General features: G+C 66.0%; 12 protein-coding genes. 3 read left to right on the plus strand and 9 right to left on the minus strand.

Annotated features, from left to right (window positions below):
* Positions 1–2: 2 nt before the first annotated feature.
* The 3 genes from XarbCFBP7408_RS22485 to XarbCFBP7408_RS18540 all read right to left on the minus strand — a co-directional run bounded on the left by XarbCFBP7408_RS22485 (position 3) and on the right by XarbCFBP7408_RS18540 (position 2,570).
* Positions 3–599, minus strand: a complete 597-nt coding sequence (locus tag XarbCFBP7408_RS22485) for a hypothetical protein (protein WP_146093790.1) — start codon at positions 597–599, stop codon at positions 3–5.
* A 277-nt stretch (positions 600–876) separates the two neighbouring features.
* A complete protein-coding gene (gene pyrF, locus XarbCFBP7408_RS18535; protein ID WP_104564209.1) occupies positions 877–1,608 on the minus strand; it encodes an orotidine-5'-phosphate decarboxylase in 732 nt (243 codons plus the stop codon).
* A complete protein-coding gene (locus XarbCFBP7408_RS18540; protein WP_104564210.1) occupies positions 1,605–2,570 on the minus strand; it encodes a 5'-nucleotidase, lipoprotein e(P4) family in 966 nt (321 codons plus the stop codon). The genes pyrF and XarbCFBP7408_RS18540 overlap by 4 nt, the downstream gene beginning before the upstream one ends.
* Before the next feature lie 339 nt (positions 2,571–2,909).
* Here XarbCFBP7408_RS18540 and XarbCFBP7408_RS18545 point away from each other — a divergent pair, with 339 nt between their 5' ends.
* Positions 2,910–3,578, plus strand: a complete 669-nt coding sequence (locus XarbCFBP7408_RS18545) for a YceH family protein (protein ID WP_104564211.1) — start codon at positions 2,910–2,912, stop codon at positions 3,576–3,578.
* Positions 3,579–3,714: 136 nt separating this feature from the next.
* Here the strand turns inward: XarbCFBP7408_RS18545 and XarbCFBP7408_RS18550 are convergent, their stop codons facing one another.
* The 3 genes from XarbCFBP7408_RS18550 to XarbCFBP7408_RS18560 form a co-directional block, all read right to left on the minus strand.
* The gene (locus tag XarbCFBP7408_RS18550) at positions 3,715–4,749 is read right to left on the minus strand and encodes a DUF4272 domain-containing protein (protein WP_104564212.1); all 1,035 of its coding nucleotides are present in this window, start codon (positions 4,747–4,749) and stop codon (positions 3,715–3,717) included.
* 331 nt (positions 4,750–5,080) lie between these two features.
* Positions 5,081–5,632, minus strand: coding sequence for a GNAT family N-acetyltransferase (locus tag XarbCFBP7408_RS18555; protein ID WP_104564213.1), 552 nt, complete (start codon positions 5,630–5,632; stop codon positions 5,081–5,083).
* A gap of 88 nt (positions 5,633–5,720) precedes the next feature.
* Positions 5,721–7,697, minus strand: coding sequence for a UvrD-helicase domain-containing protein (locus XarbCFBP7408_RS18560; protein WP_104564214.1), 1,977 nt, complete (start codon positions 7,695–7,697; stop codon positions 5,721–5,723).
* Positions 7,698–7,903: 206 nt separating this feature from the next.
* Between XarbCFBP7408_RS18560 and XarbCFBP7408_RS18565 the strand changes: the two genes are divergently transcribed.
* Together XarbCFBP7408_RS18565 and XarbCFBP7408_RS18570 are read left to right on the plus strand one after the other, a co-directional pair.
* Positions 7,904–8,548, plus strand: a complete 645-nt coding sequence (locus XarbCFBP7408_RS18565; protein WP_104564215.1) for a thymidine kinase — start codon at positions 7,904–7,906, stop codon at positions 8,546–8,548.
* 226 nt (positions 8,549–8,774) lie between these two features.
* The gene (locus tag XarbCFBP7408_RS18570; RefSeq protein ID WP_104564216.1) at positions 8,775–10,019 is read left to right on the plus strand and encodes a GAF domain-containing sensor histidine kinase; all 1,245 of its coding nucleotides are present in this window, start codon (positions 8,775–8,777) and stop codon (positions 10,017–10,019) included.
* A 166-nt stretch (positions 10,020–10,185) separates the two neighbouring features.
* Here the strand turns inward: XarbCFBP7408_RS18570 and XarbCFBP7408_RS18575 are convergent, their stop codons facing one another.
* From XarbCFBP7408_RS18575 to mutM, 3 genes are all read right to left on the minus strand, one after another.
* Positions 10,186–11,787, minus strand: coding sequence for a glucan biosynthesis protein (locus tag XarbCFBP7408_RS18575; protein ID WP_104564221.1), 1,602 nt, complete (start codon positions 11,785–11,787; stop codon positions 10,186–10,188).
* 68 nt (positions 11,788–11,855) lie between these two features.
* Complete coding sequence (locus tag XarbCFBP7408_RS18580) at positions 11,856–12,959, minus strand: DUF4380 domain-containing protein (protein ID WP_104564217.1); 1,104 nt, start codon at positions 12,957–12,959, stop codon at positions 11,856–11,858.
* A gap of 184 nt (positions 12,960–13,143) precedes the next feature.
* A complete protein-coding gene (mutM, locus tag XarbCFBP7408_RS18585; RefSeq protein WP_104564218.1) occupies positions 13,144–13,959 on the minus strand; it encodes a bifunctional DNA-formamidopyrimidine glycosylase/DNA-(apurinic or apyrimidinic site) lyase in 816 nt (271 codons plus the stop codon).
* Positions 13,960–14,290 lie beyond the last annotated feature (331 nt).

Consider the following 14,290-nt stretch of genomic DNA (forward strand, 5'->3'; position numbering starts at 1 on the left):
AATCATTCCTTTGAGGTGGCGGGGCAGGTGGGCAACGCAGCGGCAATGGCGCGGCGTTCGGTCGTACCGTCGTTGCGCTTTGTCAGTGCATACACATCCAGCCGACAGCGGCCCGCACCGAAATCCAGGTGCGCCTCGTAATCGACACCCGATTCCGGCACGAAACTCCGCGTGGTTGCGCAGGTCGGCCCGTGACCGATCGGGGCATTGCAGACCATCCGATAGCCTGGCGGCGCTTTGGGACACGTCTGACTGGCTACAGCACCGGCACTGAAACCCACCACCATGGGTTCTCCTGCCCGCACAGCCAATTCCAAGGGATGTTTGGGTGTATCGCTCAAGCGCGGCATGCCCAGATCCTGCCCACCAAACACCAGCGCGCGAGCAGCTCGGCCGAATCCCGGCACGTTGGCACGGTCGCACGTGGTCCCAGGGTAGATGACGGTATTACCGTCATCTCCGACGATGCGCAGACGCGTTCGTTGACCGTCGGTGGGTTCGTTGTAGCGGAACAACTCAGGCACGTTGGCGACGAGAGAACAGGCGCCAAGACCAATACAAAGCACCACCGCAGTTAGCGGCCGAAAAAGATCACGCATGACACTGCTATCCGAAACCGGTGTCCCGTATCGGCAGCGACCGGCAGCGCGAGACGCTGCGGTAGTACCGTCCTTGGGTGATATGGCGCAAACATCGCGCACATGCGCATCCTTGCAGACGATGGTCACCGTCTAGGTCGTCTGCCGATAAAGAATTACGCTTTCACGTGATCCTCACCAGCAGGCAATACCCCACCCCACGTAGGTGATTTCCCTACCCGAGTTGACTGGCTATCGCATTTCGCATCTTGCGAGGTTGCAAGAAACCGCAGCCGCCTTATTCGTGACGTTGCCCCAATGCAGTACGAATCTCGGTCTGGATCGCAGCCGCAGCAGCGGCCGGATCGGCCGCCAGGCGGATCGGCCGGCCGACCACGATGGCATCGGCGCCGTCGTTGAAGGCCTGCGCCACGCCCACGGTGCGCTGCTGGTCGTCACCAACCGGGCCGCCGGGGCGGATGCCGGGGCAGACGATTGAAAACCCCGATCCGGTGGCGCGGCGGATCGGGCCGGCCTCCTGGCCGGAGGCGATCACCCCATCGATGCCGGCGGCCTGCGCGGCCAGCGCGCGCTCCACCACCACCTCCACCGGCTCGCGGTCGATGCCCATCGCCGCCAGGTCCGGCCGGCCCATCGAGGTCAGCACGGTGACCGCCAGCAGGCGCATGTCGCCGTGGTTGGCCTCGGCGGCGGCCTGCAGCATGCCGGCGTGCCAGCCGTGCACGGTGCAATAGCTGACCGGCCACTGCGCCAGGCGGCGGATGGTGCCGGCCACGGTGGCGGGGATGTCGAAGAACTTCAGGTCCACGAACACGCGCTTGTCGCGCCTGGCCAGCGCGTCGAGCACCTGGAAGTACTCGCCGGAGGCCAGCAGCTCCATGCCGATCTTGTAGAACGACACGGAGTCGCCAAGCCGGTCCACCCAGGCGATCGCCTCGGCGTGGCCGGGCACATCCAGCGCGAAGATCAGCCGCTCATGCGCGGCCAGCGGCAGCGGCGCGCGGCTCATCGGGCCAGCTCCAGCGCGGCGCGCTTGGCATCGTGGCGCTGCTGCCAGGGCTGGGCGTAATCGTTGTTGAACTGCGCCGGCTCCCAGCCGCCGTAGCTGGGGTTGGGCAGCATCCACCAGCGTTCGCCGAACCAGTCGTGGTACTGCTGCAGCAGCGCGCCACGCGCCTGGCCGGTGTTGGCAGTGACCTGCACGAAGTCGCCGAGCTGGTCGCCGACCTGCATCAGCACGCGGTAGGTCTGGCCGGCCAGCTGGCGCCGGCAGTTCTTCTCGCTACCGTTCTGCTCGCAACCCTGCACCACCGTGCCAAGGCCCAGGAACATGCTGTCATCGGCCACCGGCAGCCCGACGCTGCGCAGGTTGGCCAGCGTGGCGTCCTTCAGGTGCACGGCGCGGTTGGAGATGTAGATCAGGGTGATGCCGCGGGCGTTGGCGGCCTTGGCGAAGTCCACTACGCCGGGGATGGCGGTGGCTTTCTTCTCGGCGACCCACTGGTCCCAGCTCAGCTCGTCGTATTCCTTGCCGTCGCGCAGCAGGCGCGCCTGGTAGGGCGAGTTGTCCAGCACCGTCTCGTCCACGTCCAGCACCACCGCCGGCTTCAGCCCGGTGGCGGCATTGCCGCGTTCTTCCGGCACCAGCGCGTCCCAGTTGGGCTGCTTCAGCGCAGCGTCCAGCTTGTCGGCAGCGGCGCGGTAGGTCTGCTCGGCCACTGCACGGTACTCCTCCGAGCGCTGCATCCACAGCACCGCGTTGAGGTTGTCGTCGCCGGCCGGCGCGGTGGCGGCTGCGGGCGGCGTGGCGGTCTTGGCTGCGGCGGCGCCGGCGGCCACATTGGCGGACACGGCGGCGTCCTGCGCGCGCAGCGCCCGCTCCTTGTCGCCGGGTTTGCAGGCGCTCAGGGCCAGCGCAGTGCAGGCGAGCAGGGACAACGGGGCGTAAAGCGAGGGGCGCATGGCATCCACCAGGACAGGAGCGGCAATGAAGACCGCGATTTTAGCGGGTTCGTGCCGCACTGCCCGCTCCGGCTGATGGCTATGCCGTCGGCAACGGCTGAGGCGCACGGATGGCTGCCGCTGCGACGCGGGGCGTATGGCCAGTTGACCGAATGGGTTTGAACACCACTGCGACGGATGCGTGCTTGCGCCAGTCCGACCCTGCTCAGGCTCATGGTCGCCGCACAACGCAGGCGTGCACCATGCAGACGTCGATGTCGTAAGCCACGCTGCGTGATGGCCGCACCGGAAGAACGCAAACGCAGGATCGGCATATCCTTGTGCGCTGATTGCCCCGGAGTCGCCCCCATGACAGACGCACCTTCCCCGCCCGTCCTCGATACCGCCCAGGCCCGCGTACTCGGCTGCCTGATCGAAAAAGAGGCGACCACGCCGGATGCGTATCCGCTCACGGTCAACGCCGCGCAGGTGGCCGCCAACCAGAAGACCGCGCGCGAGCCGGTGCTGACTCTGCAGACCGGCGTGGTGCATCACGCCCTGCGACAACTCGAAACCCTGGGCCTGGTGCGCCAGCAGTTCTCCTCGCGCGCCGAGCGCTACGAACACCGGCTGGGCAGCATGCTGGACCTGACCCGCCAGCAGGTGGCCCTGATCGGCCTGTTGCTGCTGCGCGGTCCGCAGACGCTGGGCGAGCTGTTCGCGCGCAGCGAGCGGCTGGCGCGCTTCAACGATGCCGACGACGTGCGCCACCATCTGGACCGGCTCATCCAGCGCAGCCTGGCGGTGCAACTGCCGCGTGCCAGCGGCCAGCGCGAGGACCGCTACATGCACCTGCTCAGCGGCGAGCTGGACGTGGAGGCGTTGCAGGCCGCGGCGGCGCGCGCTGCGCCAGGCCCCCGCAGCAGTGCCGACAGCAGCGAGCTGGAAGCGCGCGTACAAACGCTGGAAGCCACCGTCGCCGAGCTGCAGGATGCGCTGGCCGCCGTGCAGGCGCGCCTGGAGGCGGCTGGCGCCTAGCGCGACGGTTCGCACCTGAAGGGAGATGCCCGCTTCACATCGACGCCTGCGCGGGGCGCAAAGCACGCAACGACCAGCCAGACCGCAAGACGACGCGCTTGCCGCGCAGTGACGGCGCAGCCTGCGACCGGCCCGCTCACGTCGGCGTATCCACCTCGTCCCAGTCGGCGTCTTCGAAGTGCAGCAGCCAGTTGAGGGTGTAGTGACGCTCGTAGACCACGCCCGGCACGATGCCGGCCGGTGGCGGTTGCTCGCTCTGGCCGGCCTGGCGCACTGCCCAATGCAGGCGCAAGTGCCGGTCCAGCGCATCCAGCAGCTCGGGCACCGGGCGTAGCGTCAGCGACGGCCGCGTCGCGGCCTCGGCATGCTCCAGCGCGCGCTGGGCGGCCAGGGGCACATCGCACAGGTCGGTCGGCTCCGGCAGCGTGTCCGCCAGGCCCAGGGCCCACTGCAACACCGCCAGGCCTTCGTAGCGCCAGCCGAAGTTGGCCAGTGCCTGCGCATCCGGCGCTGCCTGGGCGAAGAAGGCGCGCTCCTGCGGCGACAGCGCTGTGGCGACGCCGGGCAGACGCGCATCCACCTCGTCCAGCGACGGCGGCGTGTCGCCGGCCGCCAGCATCTCGGCGCGCAGCGCCACCGCAAACAATGCCAGCATGCGTTGGTTGACCACTGCCGCATCGCGCACACGCGCCTCGGCCTCGCCAGGCACCGGCGGCAGGCTGGGCGGCACGCGGATGCCTTGTGCAGTGAGCAGGGCAAGTTGCTGCGCGCGCCGTTGCAGCGCGTCCGGCGGATACGGCACCTGCGCATCGTCGTCGATGGCCGGCTCGCCCTGACTGATCAACACCCGCCCGTGCGGATCGCGCACGCTGCCGTCGGCCAGGAAACACACCGCGTTGGCCTGCTCGGCCCACTGCGCCAACTTCCCGAAAGCCGCATCGTCGACCTCGAAAGTGAAATGCTGCCGCACCCGCTGCACATGCCGCATCAGGTGGTAGCGCGATTGCGTCATCTGCCTATCGCCGGCCTGATTCACATAACCGACAAACCCGTGCAGATGATTGACCAGCTCCGGATCGACATGGTCGCGGTGCTGCACGGCGGCCTGCGGCAGAAAGTCCGGCCATAACGGCGTGCGCAGCGTGGAATAAGCGTTGACCAGCAGTGGCATGCGAACGTCCTTTACAGAGCAACCAACCCCGCCATTATGCGGCCGCGCGATGGCTTGCTGCGTCGACGAGCCCTGCTGCGGGTCGCCGCCCTGGTGCCAAGAGCGGCGACCCATACTTGGCGAAGAGTCATCAGGCGAACGTGGACGACGCGCCGGAAACCAGTGTCACGAGCAACACATGCCGCACCGAGCACCCGCCGTGCCCGTCTCACTGCTGCGCAGGTTTTAGCCCCGCGCTGAGCACGCCGTCCGCGTCCAGGCTGCAGAGCACTTACCCGTAGTGAGGGCTGCATCCTGTTGATCAGGCCATCGAGGGAAGGCCGCCGCCTGCTCAGCCAGCCGTGCCGGCAGGCCCGAGATCAATCGCGTAATACAGCACTGCCTCGGTCTGGGGGCTCAACACCCGCAACCCTTGCTGCTGCAGTCCGAGCTTTTCCAGCGCACGAATCGAATCGGCATTGTCCGGCGACACGATCGCGCACAGTTGCGACAAGCCCAGTACATCGCGTGCGTAATCCAGCACCGCGCGGCCGGCTTCGGTCACATAGCCCTTGCCGCGATACGCAGGCAGCAATGCAAAACCGATATGCGGCACCGGCAAGGTCTCGCGACATAGCAGGCCCAACGTGCCGATAAACGCGGCATCCTCGCGCGTCTCCACCGCCCAGTGCGCAAAACCATGTCGCTCCTGGTGGGCCTGCGCCCAATCGCGCAGATGCGCGCGCGCCTGCTCACGCGTGCGCACACCGCGGTCGTTGATGCCGGCGATGAAACCGGGGTCGTTGACCAGTTCCAACATCGCGTCGGCATCGTGCTCGGGGTCGAGCGTGCGCAAGCGCAGCCGCGGGGTTTCGATTACGACAGTCACGGCACACTCCGGCATCAGGTAAAACCAGACTGCCGTGCAGCCGTGTCGCTGGCAAGCGATGCGGCATGTGGTGCGCGTTGCGCACGCAATGGCACACCGCGGGTCAGTCGAACAATGCCTGGATCGCCGCCAAGCCCGCACTGGCGCGCTCTTTCTTGCGCTCGGCATCGGCCACCGGGTCGGCGCCATCGCGCTGCAATTCTTCGGCAGGGATCTCGTCGAAGAAGCGGCTGGGCTTGAGCCGCACATGTTCGCCGAACTTGCGCGTCAATTTGCTGTGGCTCATCCACAGCTGTTCCTTGGCGCGGGTGATGCCCACATACAGCAGCCGGCGCTCTTCCTGCAGGTTGCCTTCTTCCAGGCTCACCTCATGCGGCAGCACGCCGTCCTCGCAGCCGACGATGAACACATAACGGAATTCCAGGCCCTTGGACGCGTGCATGGTCATCATGCGTACCTGGTTGCCGCCATCGTCCTTGTCGTTGCGCGACAACAGCGCCAGCTGCGCGGCCAGATCGCTGGCGCTTGCACCACGCGGGCCGCCTTCGAACCACTCGGCCAGTTCGTCCAGATTGCGCTTGCGGCGCTGGAAGCCGGTTTCGTCCTTGGACTGGTTGCGCAGGTCGTTGAGCAGGCCGGATTTGTCGGCCAGCATGCGCACCAGCTCCCCCGCCGGCAGCCTGGCCGAATGCTCGCGCATGTCGCGCAGGATATCGGTGAACGCACTCAGGCCATTGGCCGCACGCGGCGGCAGGTGCTGCAGCGCGCCCATCGACTCGGCCGCGCGCGACATCGGCACCGACTTCGCACTGGCAAGCTCGGCCAGCCACGCCAGCGAGGTCGCACCGACCTCGCGCTTGGGCGACTGCACTGCGCGCAAGAACGCCGCGTCATCTTCGGGGTTGACGATCAGCCGCAACCACGACAGCACGTCCTTGACTTCCTGCCGCTCCAGAAACGCAGTGCCACCGGTCAGGTGATACGGCACGCGCAGCAGCTGCAGCGCCTTTTCCAGCGGCCGCGATTGAAAATTGCCGCGAAACAGGATGCAGAAATCGCTCCACGGCACCTGCTTGGCGGTACCCAGGAACGAGATCTCGGCGGCGACCTTTTCCGCCTCGTGCTCGCTGTCGCGGCATTCCCACACGCGGATGCGCTCGCCGTCGGCCTGATCGCTCCACAAGGTCTTCAAGTGCTCGTGCGGGTTGTGCGCGATCAAGGCATTGGCCGCACGCAGCACGCGGTTGGAGCAGCGGTAGTTCTGTTCCAGCTTGATGATTTGCAGCGCCGGATAATCGCGCCCCATCTGCTGCAGGTTTTCCGGATTGGCGCCACGCCAGGCGTAGATGCTCTGATCGTCGTCGCCCACGCAGGTGAAGTTGCCGCGCGGCCCGGCCAGCATTTTCAGCAGCCGGTACTGCGCATCGTTGGTGTCCTGGCACTCGTCTACCAGCAGGTAGCCGATGCGCTCGCGCCAGCCCATCACGATCTCTTCGTTGGCCTCCAGGATCTGCACCGGCAGGCGGATCAGGTCGTCGAAGTCCACCGCGTTGAAGGTGGTCAGCCGCGCCTGGTAGCGCTCGTACAGGCTGGCGGCTTCCTTTTCGCGATTGCTGCGTGCCGCCGCCATCGCCTGTTCGGGTGACAAGCCGGCGTTCTTGGCACGCGAGATCAGGTTCTTGGCATCTTCGATCGCATCGGGCTTGGCGCCGTGCATCAGGTCCTTGATCTGGGCGGCCGCATCGTCGGAATCGAAGATCGAAAAGCCGCGCTTCAAGCCGGCAGCGGCGTGCTCGATCTGCAGGAACTTCAGCCCCAGCGCGTGGAAGGTGCAGATGGTCAGGCCATCGGCGCCATCGCCACGGATGCGCTTGGCCACACGCTCGCGCATTTCCTTGGCCGACTTGTTGGTGAAGGTGATCGCCGCGATGCGCTTGGCCGGATAGCGGCCGGTGGCGATCAGGTGCGCGATCTTCTCCACGATCACGCGGGTCTTGCCGCTGCCGGCACCGGCCAGCACCAACAAGGGACCTTCGCAGTGCAGCACCGCGGCGCTTTGCGGGGGATTGAGACCGTGCATAGAGGCTTCCGACAGAGCGCGCCATTGTAGCGGGGCTGCCCGCGGCTGGCCGGCGCGATAGGTTCATGTAACCGTCGCAGCTGTGCCTCGCCGCGCGGCTACGCGTTGCACTCGCATCGACGACCCCGAGGTTCACCGCGCCGGGCCACGCCAATGCAGCGTACCCAGAGCCCGCATCCAGCCGCCTGGCCCGGTAAAATCGCCCGATGGCCAAGCTCTACTTCTACTATTCGGCAATGAATGCCGGCAAGACCACCACCTTGCTGCAGTCGGCGCACAACTACCGCGAACGCGGCATGCGCACGCTGATCCTCACGCCCAAGCTCGATCACCGCGCCGGTAGCGGCGTGGTCGCCTCGCGGATCGGCCTGCGCGCGGACGGGCGCACCTTCGATCGCGGCACCGAGTTGCAGCAGCTGATCGAACGCGACATCCAGGCCGAAGGCGCGCTGCATTGCGTGCTGGTGGACGAGGCGCAGTTCCTCAACCGTGGCCAGGTCTGGCAGTTGAGCGAGGTGGTCGACCGCCTGCGCATTCCGGTGCTGTGCTACGGCCTGCGGACCGACTTCCGCGGCGAGCTGTTCGAGGGCAGCCAGTTCCTGCTGGCCTGGGCCGACGAGCTGGAGGAGATCAAGACCATCTGCCACAGCGGCAGCAAGGCCACCATGACCGTGCGCGTGGATGCGCAGGGGCACGCGGTACAGGACGGCCCGCAGGTGGAGATCGGCGGCAACGAGCGCTACGTGTCGGTCAGCCGCGCCGAGTTCAAAAAGATCATGCGTGGCGAAGGCCGCATCGACCCGCTGCAGATCGCGCTGCCGCTACCGCCGGCGGGTGCGTCGGACAGGTAAGCCAGCATGGTGACTGGCTGAAGAATTCAGCTGAGATGCTGGTGACGCGCTGTCCCGGTATGCACGTGTAATGCGTCGCTAAACCCCTGCAGGCATTCGCTCGCCGCCGTATTTCCGACGCGCGGCAACGAGGGTATCGTTGCCATGCCGTTGCAGCGATCCACGCGCAACCAGGCACAACCCCAGTCCTGTAAACTGGCGACCATCCACTTGTTGGGAGGCACCCATGGATCCGCTTCCTGCCGAGTTACGCGCAGATATCGCGCGCGTTGGCCGGTTATCGTCGGTCCCCGATGTCCTGACCATTCTCACCCGTCTGACCGGCATGCGATTCGCGGCCGTTGCGCGCGTGACCGATACGCGCTGGATCACCTGCCAGGTCCGCGACGAGCTGTCATTCGGCCTGGCGCCCGGCGACGAGCTGCCGCTGGTCACCACCTTCTGCGACAGCGTGCGCACCCAGGGCAACGCGTTGTGGTTCGGCCATGCCTCCGAGCACCCGGTGTTCCGCGATCACCCCACGCCGCGGCTGTACGGCTTCGAAAGCTACGTGTCGGTGCCGATCAGGTTCGACGACGGCAGCGTGTTCGGCACCTTGTGCGCGCTGGACCCGCTGCCGCGCATCATGGATGCGCCGATGGTGGAAAAGATCGAGCTGCTGGCGCAACTGCTGGCAGCGCAGATCCAGGCCGAGCAGCGCGCCGAAGAGAGCGCGCAGGAATCGCTGCGCGCGCGCAGCGAGCTGGGGCGTATCGGCGCCTCCGCCCGCCTGCGCGAAGAATTCATCGGCATCCTTGGTCACGATCTGCGCAACCCGCTGCAGTCCATGCATGCGGTGGTGGACATGCTGGCGATCGATCCGCTCAACCAACGCCAGGGCTGCGCGATCCGGTCGATGCAGCGCAGCCTGCGGCGCATGGAAGAACTGATCGATTTCGCCAGCGATTTCGCGCGCGGTATCGAACGCGACTGGCTGCAACTGGACTACGGCAACGGCAGCGACCTGCTCGATGCCTTGTCGCAGGTCGTCGACGAAACCCGCGCCGCGTATCCGAACCAGGTGCTGTCCACGCATGTGGCCATCGACGAGCCGGTGCATGGCGATGCGGTGCGCCTGGCGCAGATGTTCGGCAGCCTGATGATCAACGCCGTGGTGCAGGGACAACAGAGTTCGCTGATCAAGGCGGTCGCGGTCACCGAGCAGGGCCGCCTGCGCATCGAGGTCTGCAATCTGGACGGGATCGATCCACGCCGGCTCGACGTACTGCAGGCCTCCACCCACGTGCACACCGGCGGACGCGCCTTGCCCGAAGTGGATCTGGGCCTGCACATGGCCGCCCAGATCGCCCGGGCCCATCAGGGCGAACTGCGCATCCTCAGCGGCAAGGACGGCACCTGCTTCCGGGTGGACCTGGCCTGCGTGCGCCCGCGCGCGCGCATGCAGTTGGTCAACAGCTCGACGTCGGCCTGAGTCCGGGGCGCCTGGGCAATCCCGCGGCGCCTGGGCGACGCATCAGCGACTATGCGGCTGCAACGCCGCCGCGCTCGACACTCGAGATCGGCGGCCTGTCGTCACTGCGCCATCCGCACCTGCCTGACAATCGCCCACCTTATCCGTCGCGCGACGTGCCTGTGCGCTAGTAGATTTTGCGCTCGATCGCCGGCGGCGGCGTCCACTGGTACAGCCAGGTTTCGGTCAGCGGCTTGCCGTTGGCGCGCAGGAACAGGCGGATATCGATCTGCTGGGTGCTGTCGTCCGGCGGCACCAGGTCGAACATCGCCCGATAGCCCTTGAGCTCATGCAGCGGACGCGCCGACACGATCTCGGTGCTGCCACGCGACACCTGGAGGATGGCCTCGACCTTGGCTTTGGGGTCCTTGGCCAACGCAGCCAGTTCGCCCCCGGCGAAATCCACCGCAAACCGCCACGAGAAATGGCTGCGCTTCTGCCCGACGATGCCGCCCAGGCCGGTGCGCGTGGCCACGCAATGCGCCAGCGGCGAGCTGGCCGGCGGATGCGCGCCCCAATACAACCGGTACCCCATCAGCAACTCCTGCCCCGGCTGCGGCTTGTCCTGCGGATTCCAGAACGCCACGATGTTGTCGAAGGTCTCGTCCACGGTCGGAATCTCGACCAGCTGCACCGAGCCCTTGCCCCAGCCGTTCTTGGGTTCCACCCACAGGCAGGGGCGCTTGTCGTAGAACACGCCGTCGTCCTGGTAATGGTCGAAGTTGCGATCGCGCTGCAACAGGCCGAATCCGCGCGGATTTTCATCGACGAACATGTTGAAGCGCAGCTGCGGCGGGTTGCACAGCGGCCGCCAGATCCACTCGCCGCCGCCGGTCCACATCGCCAGGCCATCGGTGTCGTGGATTTCCGGCCGCCAGTCCCAGTCCATGCGGCGATCGTTTTCGCCGACCTGGTACATACTGGTGCACGGGCCGATGCCCAATCGCTCGATGGTCTTGCGCGGGTAGAGCGCGCTGTCGATCTCCATCACCAGCACCTCGCCATTGGTGATGGCAAAGCGATACGCACCGGCAACACTGTGCGAGTCCAGCAGCCCGTACACCACCACGGTATTCGAATCGTCGGCCGGCTGTTCCAGGTAATAGGCGATGAAATCCGGGAACTCCTCCGGCCCGCCGGTGCCGGTGTCGATCGCCAGCCCGCGCGCCGATTGCCCGTACTGGCCTTCCTTGCCGACCGCGCGGAAATAGCTTGCGCCCAGGAAGGCGGAGAAATCGCGGTCGGTGTCCTTGCGCGTGTTGAGACGGAACCCGGCAAAGCCCAGGTCCTTGGGCAGCTGCCTGCCGCCCAGCCCGCTGCTGCCGTAGTCGAACGCCGCCGGGTCGTACGCAAGTTGCTGCGCCTGGCCGTCGACGATGTCGTAGATATGCACGGGAGTGTGGAAATACAGCCCCAGATGGAAGAACTTTGCCTGGAACTTGCCGTTGCCGTCGGCCCATAGCGCATGGTCCTGGCGGTAGCGGATTGACTGGTATTGATCCCAGTTCAACGCTTCCAACGACCCCGGAAGCAGCTGCTTATGGCTCTTGTAAGGCGCCTTGGCCAACGCACGCGCCTGCCCCTTGAGCCAGGCATAGTCGAACGGCTGCGGCTGCCCCAGGCGACGCAGTCCAACGGCCTTGGCCGCCAACGCCCACTGCGGCAGCACCGGCAAACCGAGCGCAGCCAATGCGGCGGCGGCATTCTTCAGGAAGTGGCGTCGTTGCATGCGCATCGGTCTGCTCAGGGAATGGCCGCCATCATAGCCACAGCTCGGCATGGAGGTGAATGCGCAGCTCAGGGCGGCGCAGACGAAGGCGCGCACGCATTGGTCAGCTGCAGCTCCTTAGCCTTGCTGCACAGGAACTGGTGTTGCGCCTGCTGCGCGTCGGGTCCGGTGTAGCGCAGCAAGGTCCACTGCTCGTTCGCCTGCATCTGCCCGCCCGGCGCCAGCTGCCGGTACGGCGCATGGACCTCCAGTTCCAGCAGTCCGCGCTCGGGGTGCTGTGGCGGCGCGTCCAGATACAGTTCCACCTGCCCTTGCTCCGGATGGATCGCGGACAGCGGCTGGTGCGCAAAGCGGATCACCAACACCTGGTCGCCCGCAAAGCCCGCCATCCAGCCTGCCGAAGGCTGCAGCAACACCTTGCCACGCTGAATCAGCCCGTCCTGTCGTGCGTCGGCACGCAACGCAAACACACCGCCGTGATGCCGGTAGGCCGGCGCGACCGTGCCGGCCTCGGTCGGTGACTGGAGGCGAATGTCTGCCGCATCGGCGACCGGTACGAACACGCGCGTGCCTGCGGCAACACGCGTGTTGAACCACAAATCCCAGGCGATCGACTCGCTGCGGATATTGCGGGCGGTGGCCTCCACTTCCACGGTGTCGGCACGCGTGGATGAAACAGCCACGCGCTTGCGGAACTGCACGCCGGTGACCGGACTGGGCAAGCCTTGCAGAATCAACCGATCGCCAGCACGTGTGATTGCCTGCGTGGTAGCCAACGACAGGTAGGGGTCCGGCGGCCACACCGCGGCTGCGGCCTTACGTGCGGGATTGACCTGCTGATGCAGCCACCACTGACTCTGGGGCCCCACCCAGACATCGTGGCCGAGATACGGGATATCGCCTGCAGTCGCGGACACTTCTGGCGCGGGCTGCTGATCAACCGCCTCGCCCGTCTTCAACACGTTGGGGTGTCCACGCAAATGGAAGGACAGTACGCGCCCACCGAACGCGGGCGTAGCGCTGAGTTCAACAACCCCGTTGTGCAACTGGATGCGCTCAACTGCAGGTTTGCTGCTGGACGCAAGCTCATCCGCGCAGGCGCCTGGTGCCAGCGGCAACGCTGAGGCACCCACAAGCATGATCGGCATTAAGTAGCGCAGTGAGGCAGGCATGGACGACTCCAATCGCAGGACGTCACGATTGTGGCGCGATGCACGGCAACGCACCATCAAGCAATCGGCCACTGCGGCTCCAAGCGCGCCGTTTGCTGTTATCCGGGGGCTACTGGCCAGCTGTCGTAACTGATCCAGAGCTGGAGGTTGGCGTTTGGATCAGCGTGGGCCACCTGGCCGGCGCTCAACGCTGGCAACTGCTGCACCACACCGTCGCGCGTTGCCCGATCGTGGCGTGTTTCAACACACGTCCACACTGCTTGCAGGTTTCACCTTCGCGCCCATACACCGTGAGTTCCTGCTCGAAGTAACCGGGCGCCCCGTCCGGGCTGATGAAATCGCGCAGCGTGGTACCGCCGCGCTGGATGGCGTAGCCGAGGATGTCTTTCACTGCCGTGGCCAGGCGCCGGTAACGTTCCAATGACACTTTGCCCGCTTCGCGTAATGGGCTGATTCCGGCGCGATGCAGGCTTTCTGCCGCATAGATATTTCCCACGCCGACGACGACCGCCTGATCCATCAGAAAGGTTTTCACTGCCGCGCGCCGGCCACGCGCCAATGCATGCAGATAATCGCCAGTAAATGCCTCCGATAAGGGTTCCGGGCCAAGTGCCGCCAGCAGATCGTGCACGTGTGCATCGCCCTGCCACAAAAGGCAACCAAACCGACGCGGATCGTTGAAGCGCAGGACGCGGCCATCTTCCAGGCTGATATCCACATGATCGTGTGCCCGCGGCGGCGTATCGCCGGGTAAGACGCGCAGACTTCCGGACATTCCAAGATGCAGCAGCGCACTGCCGCCGGCATCGGTATCGATCAACAGGTATTTGGCCCGGCGACGCACATCGGTGATGGTCGCGCCGGGCAACAGGCGCTCGATCTGCTCGGGAATGGGCCAACGCAGGTCGGGGCGTCGCAGGATGACGCCGTGGATACGTTGGCCGACCAGATGCGGTGCTAGGCCACGCAAGGTGGTTTCGACTTCGGGCAGCTCGGGCATGCAGGTCTCCGATTGGCCGGGCCGGCGGTACGCCGGCACGGATCAATATGGTGGCCAACGGCAGTAAATCCAGCTCGTCGCCCCAGCCTCGTTACGGTGCTCGATTGCGCCTGGAGCGTCCAAGTGCCGTGGTGAGATTCGGACCTCTGGCTTTGGCTTTGGCTTTGGCTCTGCCTTTGGCTCCGTCTTTAGCTTTAGCTTCGGCTGTGGCTTTGACGTTTCGCGGTTGAATTTTGGGCAAAAAGAAACCCTCAGTCGTATTGGACTGAGGGTTTCGGGTAAAGCCCCTGGCGATGACCTACTCTCGCATGGCTTGAGCCACACTACCATC

This window comes from Xanthomonas arboricola pv. guizotiae, assembly GCF_002940205.1.
Lineage (GTDB): Bacteria > Pseudomonadota > Gammaproteobacteria > Xanthomonadales > Xanthomonadaceae > Xanthomonas > Xanthomonas arboricola_C.

Coding starts and splice junctions, on each gene's coding strand:
- mutM (WP_104564218.1), bottom strand. CDS start 13,959: ATGCCCGAGCTGCCCGAAGTCGAAACCACCTTGCGTGGCCTAGCACCG.
- XarbCFBP7408_RS18575 (WP_104564221.1), bottom strand. CDS start 11,787: ATGCAACGACGCCACTTCCTGAAGAATGCCGCCGCCGCATTGGCTGCG.
- XarbCFBP7408_RS18570 (WP_104564216.1), top strand. CDS start 8,775: ATGGATCCGCTTCCTGCCGAGTTACGCGCAGATATCGCGCGCGTTGGC.
- XarbCFBP7408_RS18580 (WP_104564217.1), bottom strand. CDS start 12,959: ATGCCTGCCTCACTGCGCTACTTAATGCCGATCATGCTTGTGGGTGCC.
- XarbCFBP7408_RS18560 (WP_104564214.1), bottom strand. CDS start 7,697: ATGCACGGTCTCAATCCCCCGCAAAGCGCCGCGGTGCTGCACTGCGAA.
- XarbCFBP7408_RS18545 (WP_104564211.1), top strand. CDS start 2,910: ATGACAGACGCACCTTCCCCGCCCGTCCTCGATACCGCCCAGGCCCGC.
- XarbCFBP7408_RS22485 (WP_146093790.1), bottom strand. CDS start 599: ATGCGTGATCTTTTTCGGCCGCTAACTGCGGTGGTGCTTTGTATTGGT.
- XarbCFBP7408_RS18555 (WP_104564213.1), bottom strand. CDS start 5,632: ATGCCGGAGTGTGCCGTGACTGTCGTAATCGAAACCCCGCGGCTGCGC.
- XarbCFBP7408_RS18550 (WP_104564212.1), bottom strand. CDS start 4,749: ATGCCACTGCTGGTCAACGCTTATTCCACGCTGCGCACGCCGTTATGG.
- XarbCFBP7408_RS18565 (WP_104564215.1), top strand. CDS start 7,904: ATGGCCAAGCTCTACTTCTACTATTCGGCAATGAATGCCGGCAAGACC.
- pyrF (WP_104564209.1), bottom strand. CDS start 1,608: ATGAGCCGCGCGCCGCTGCCGCTGGCCGCGCATGAGCGGCTGATCTTC.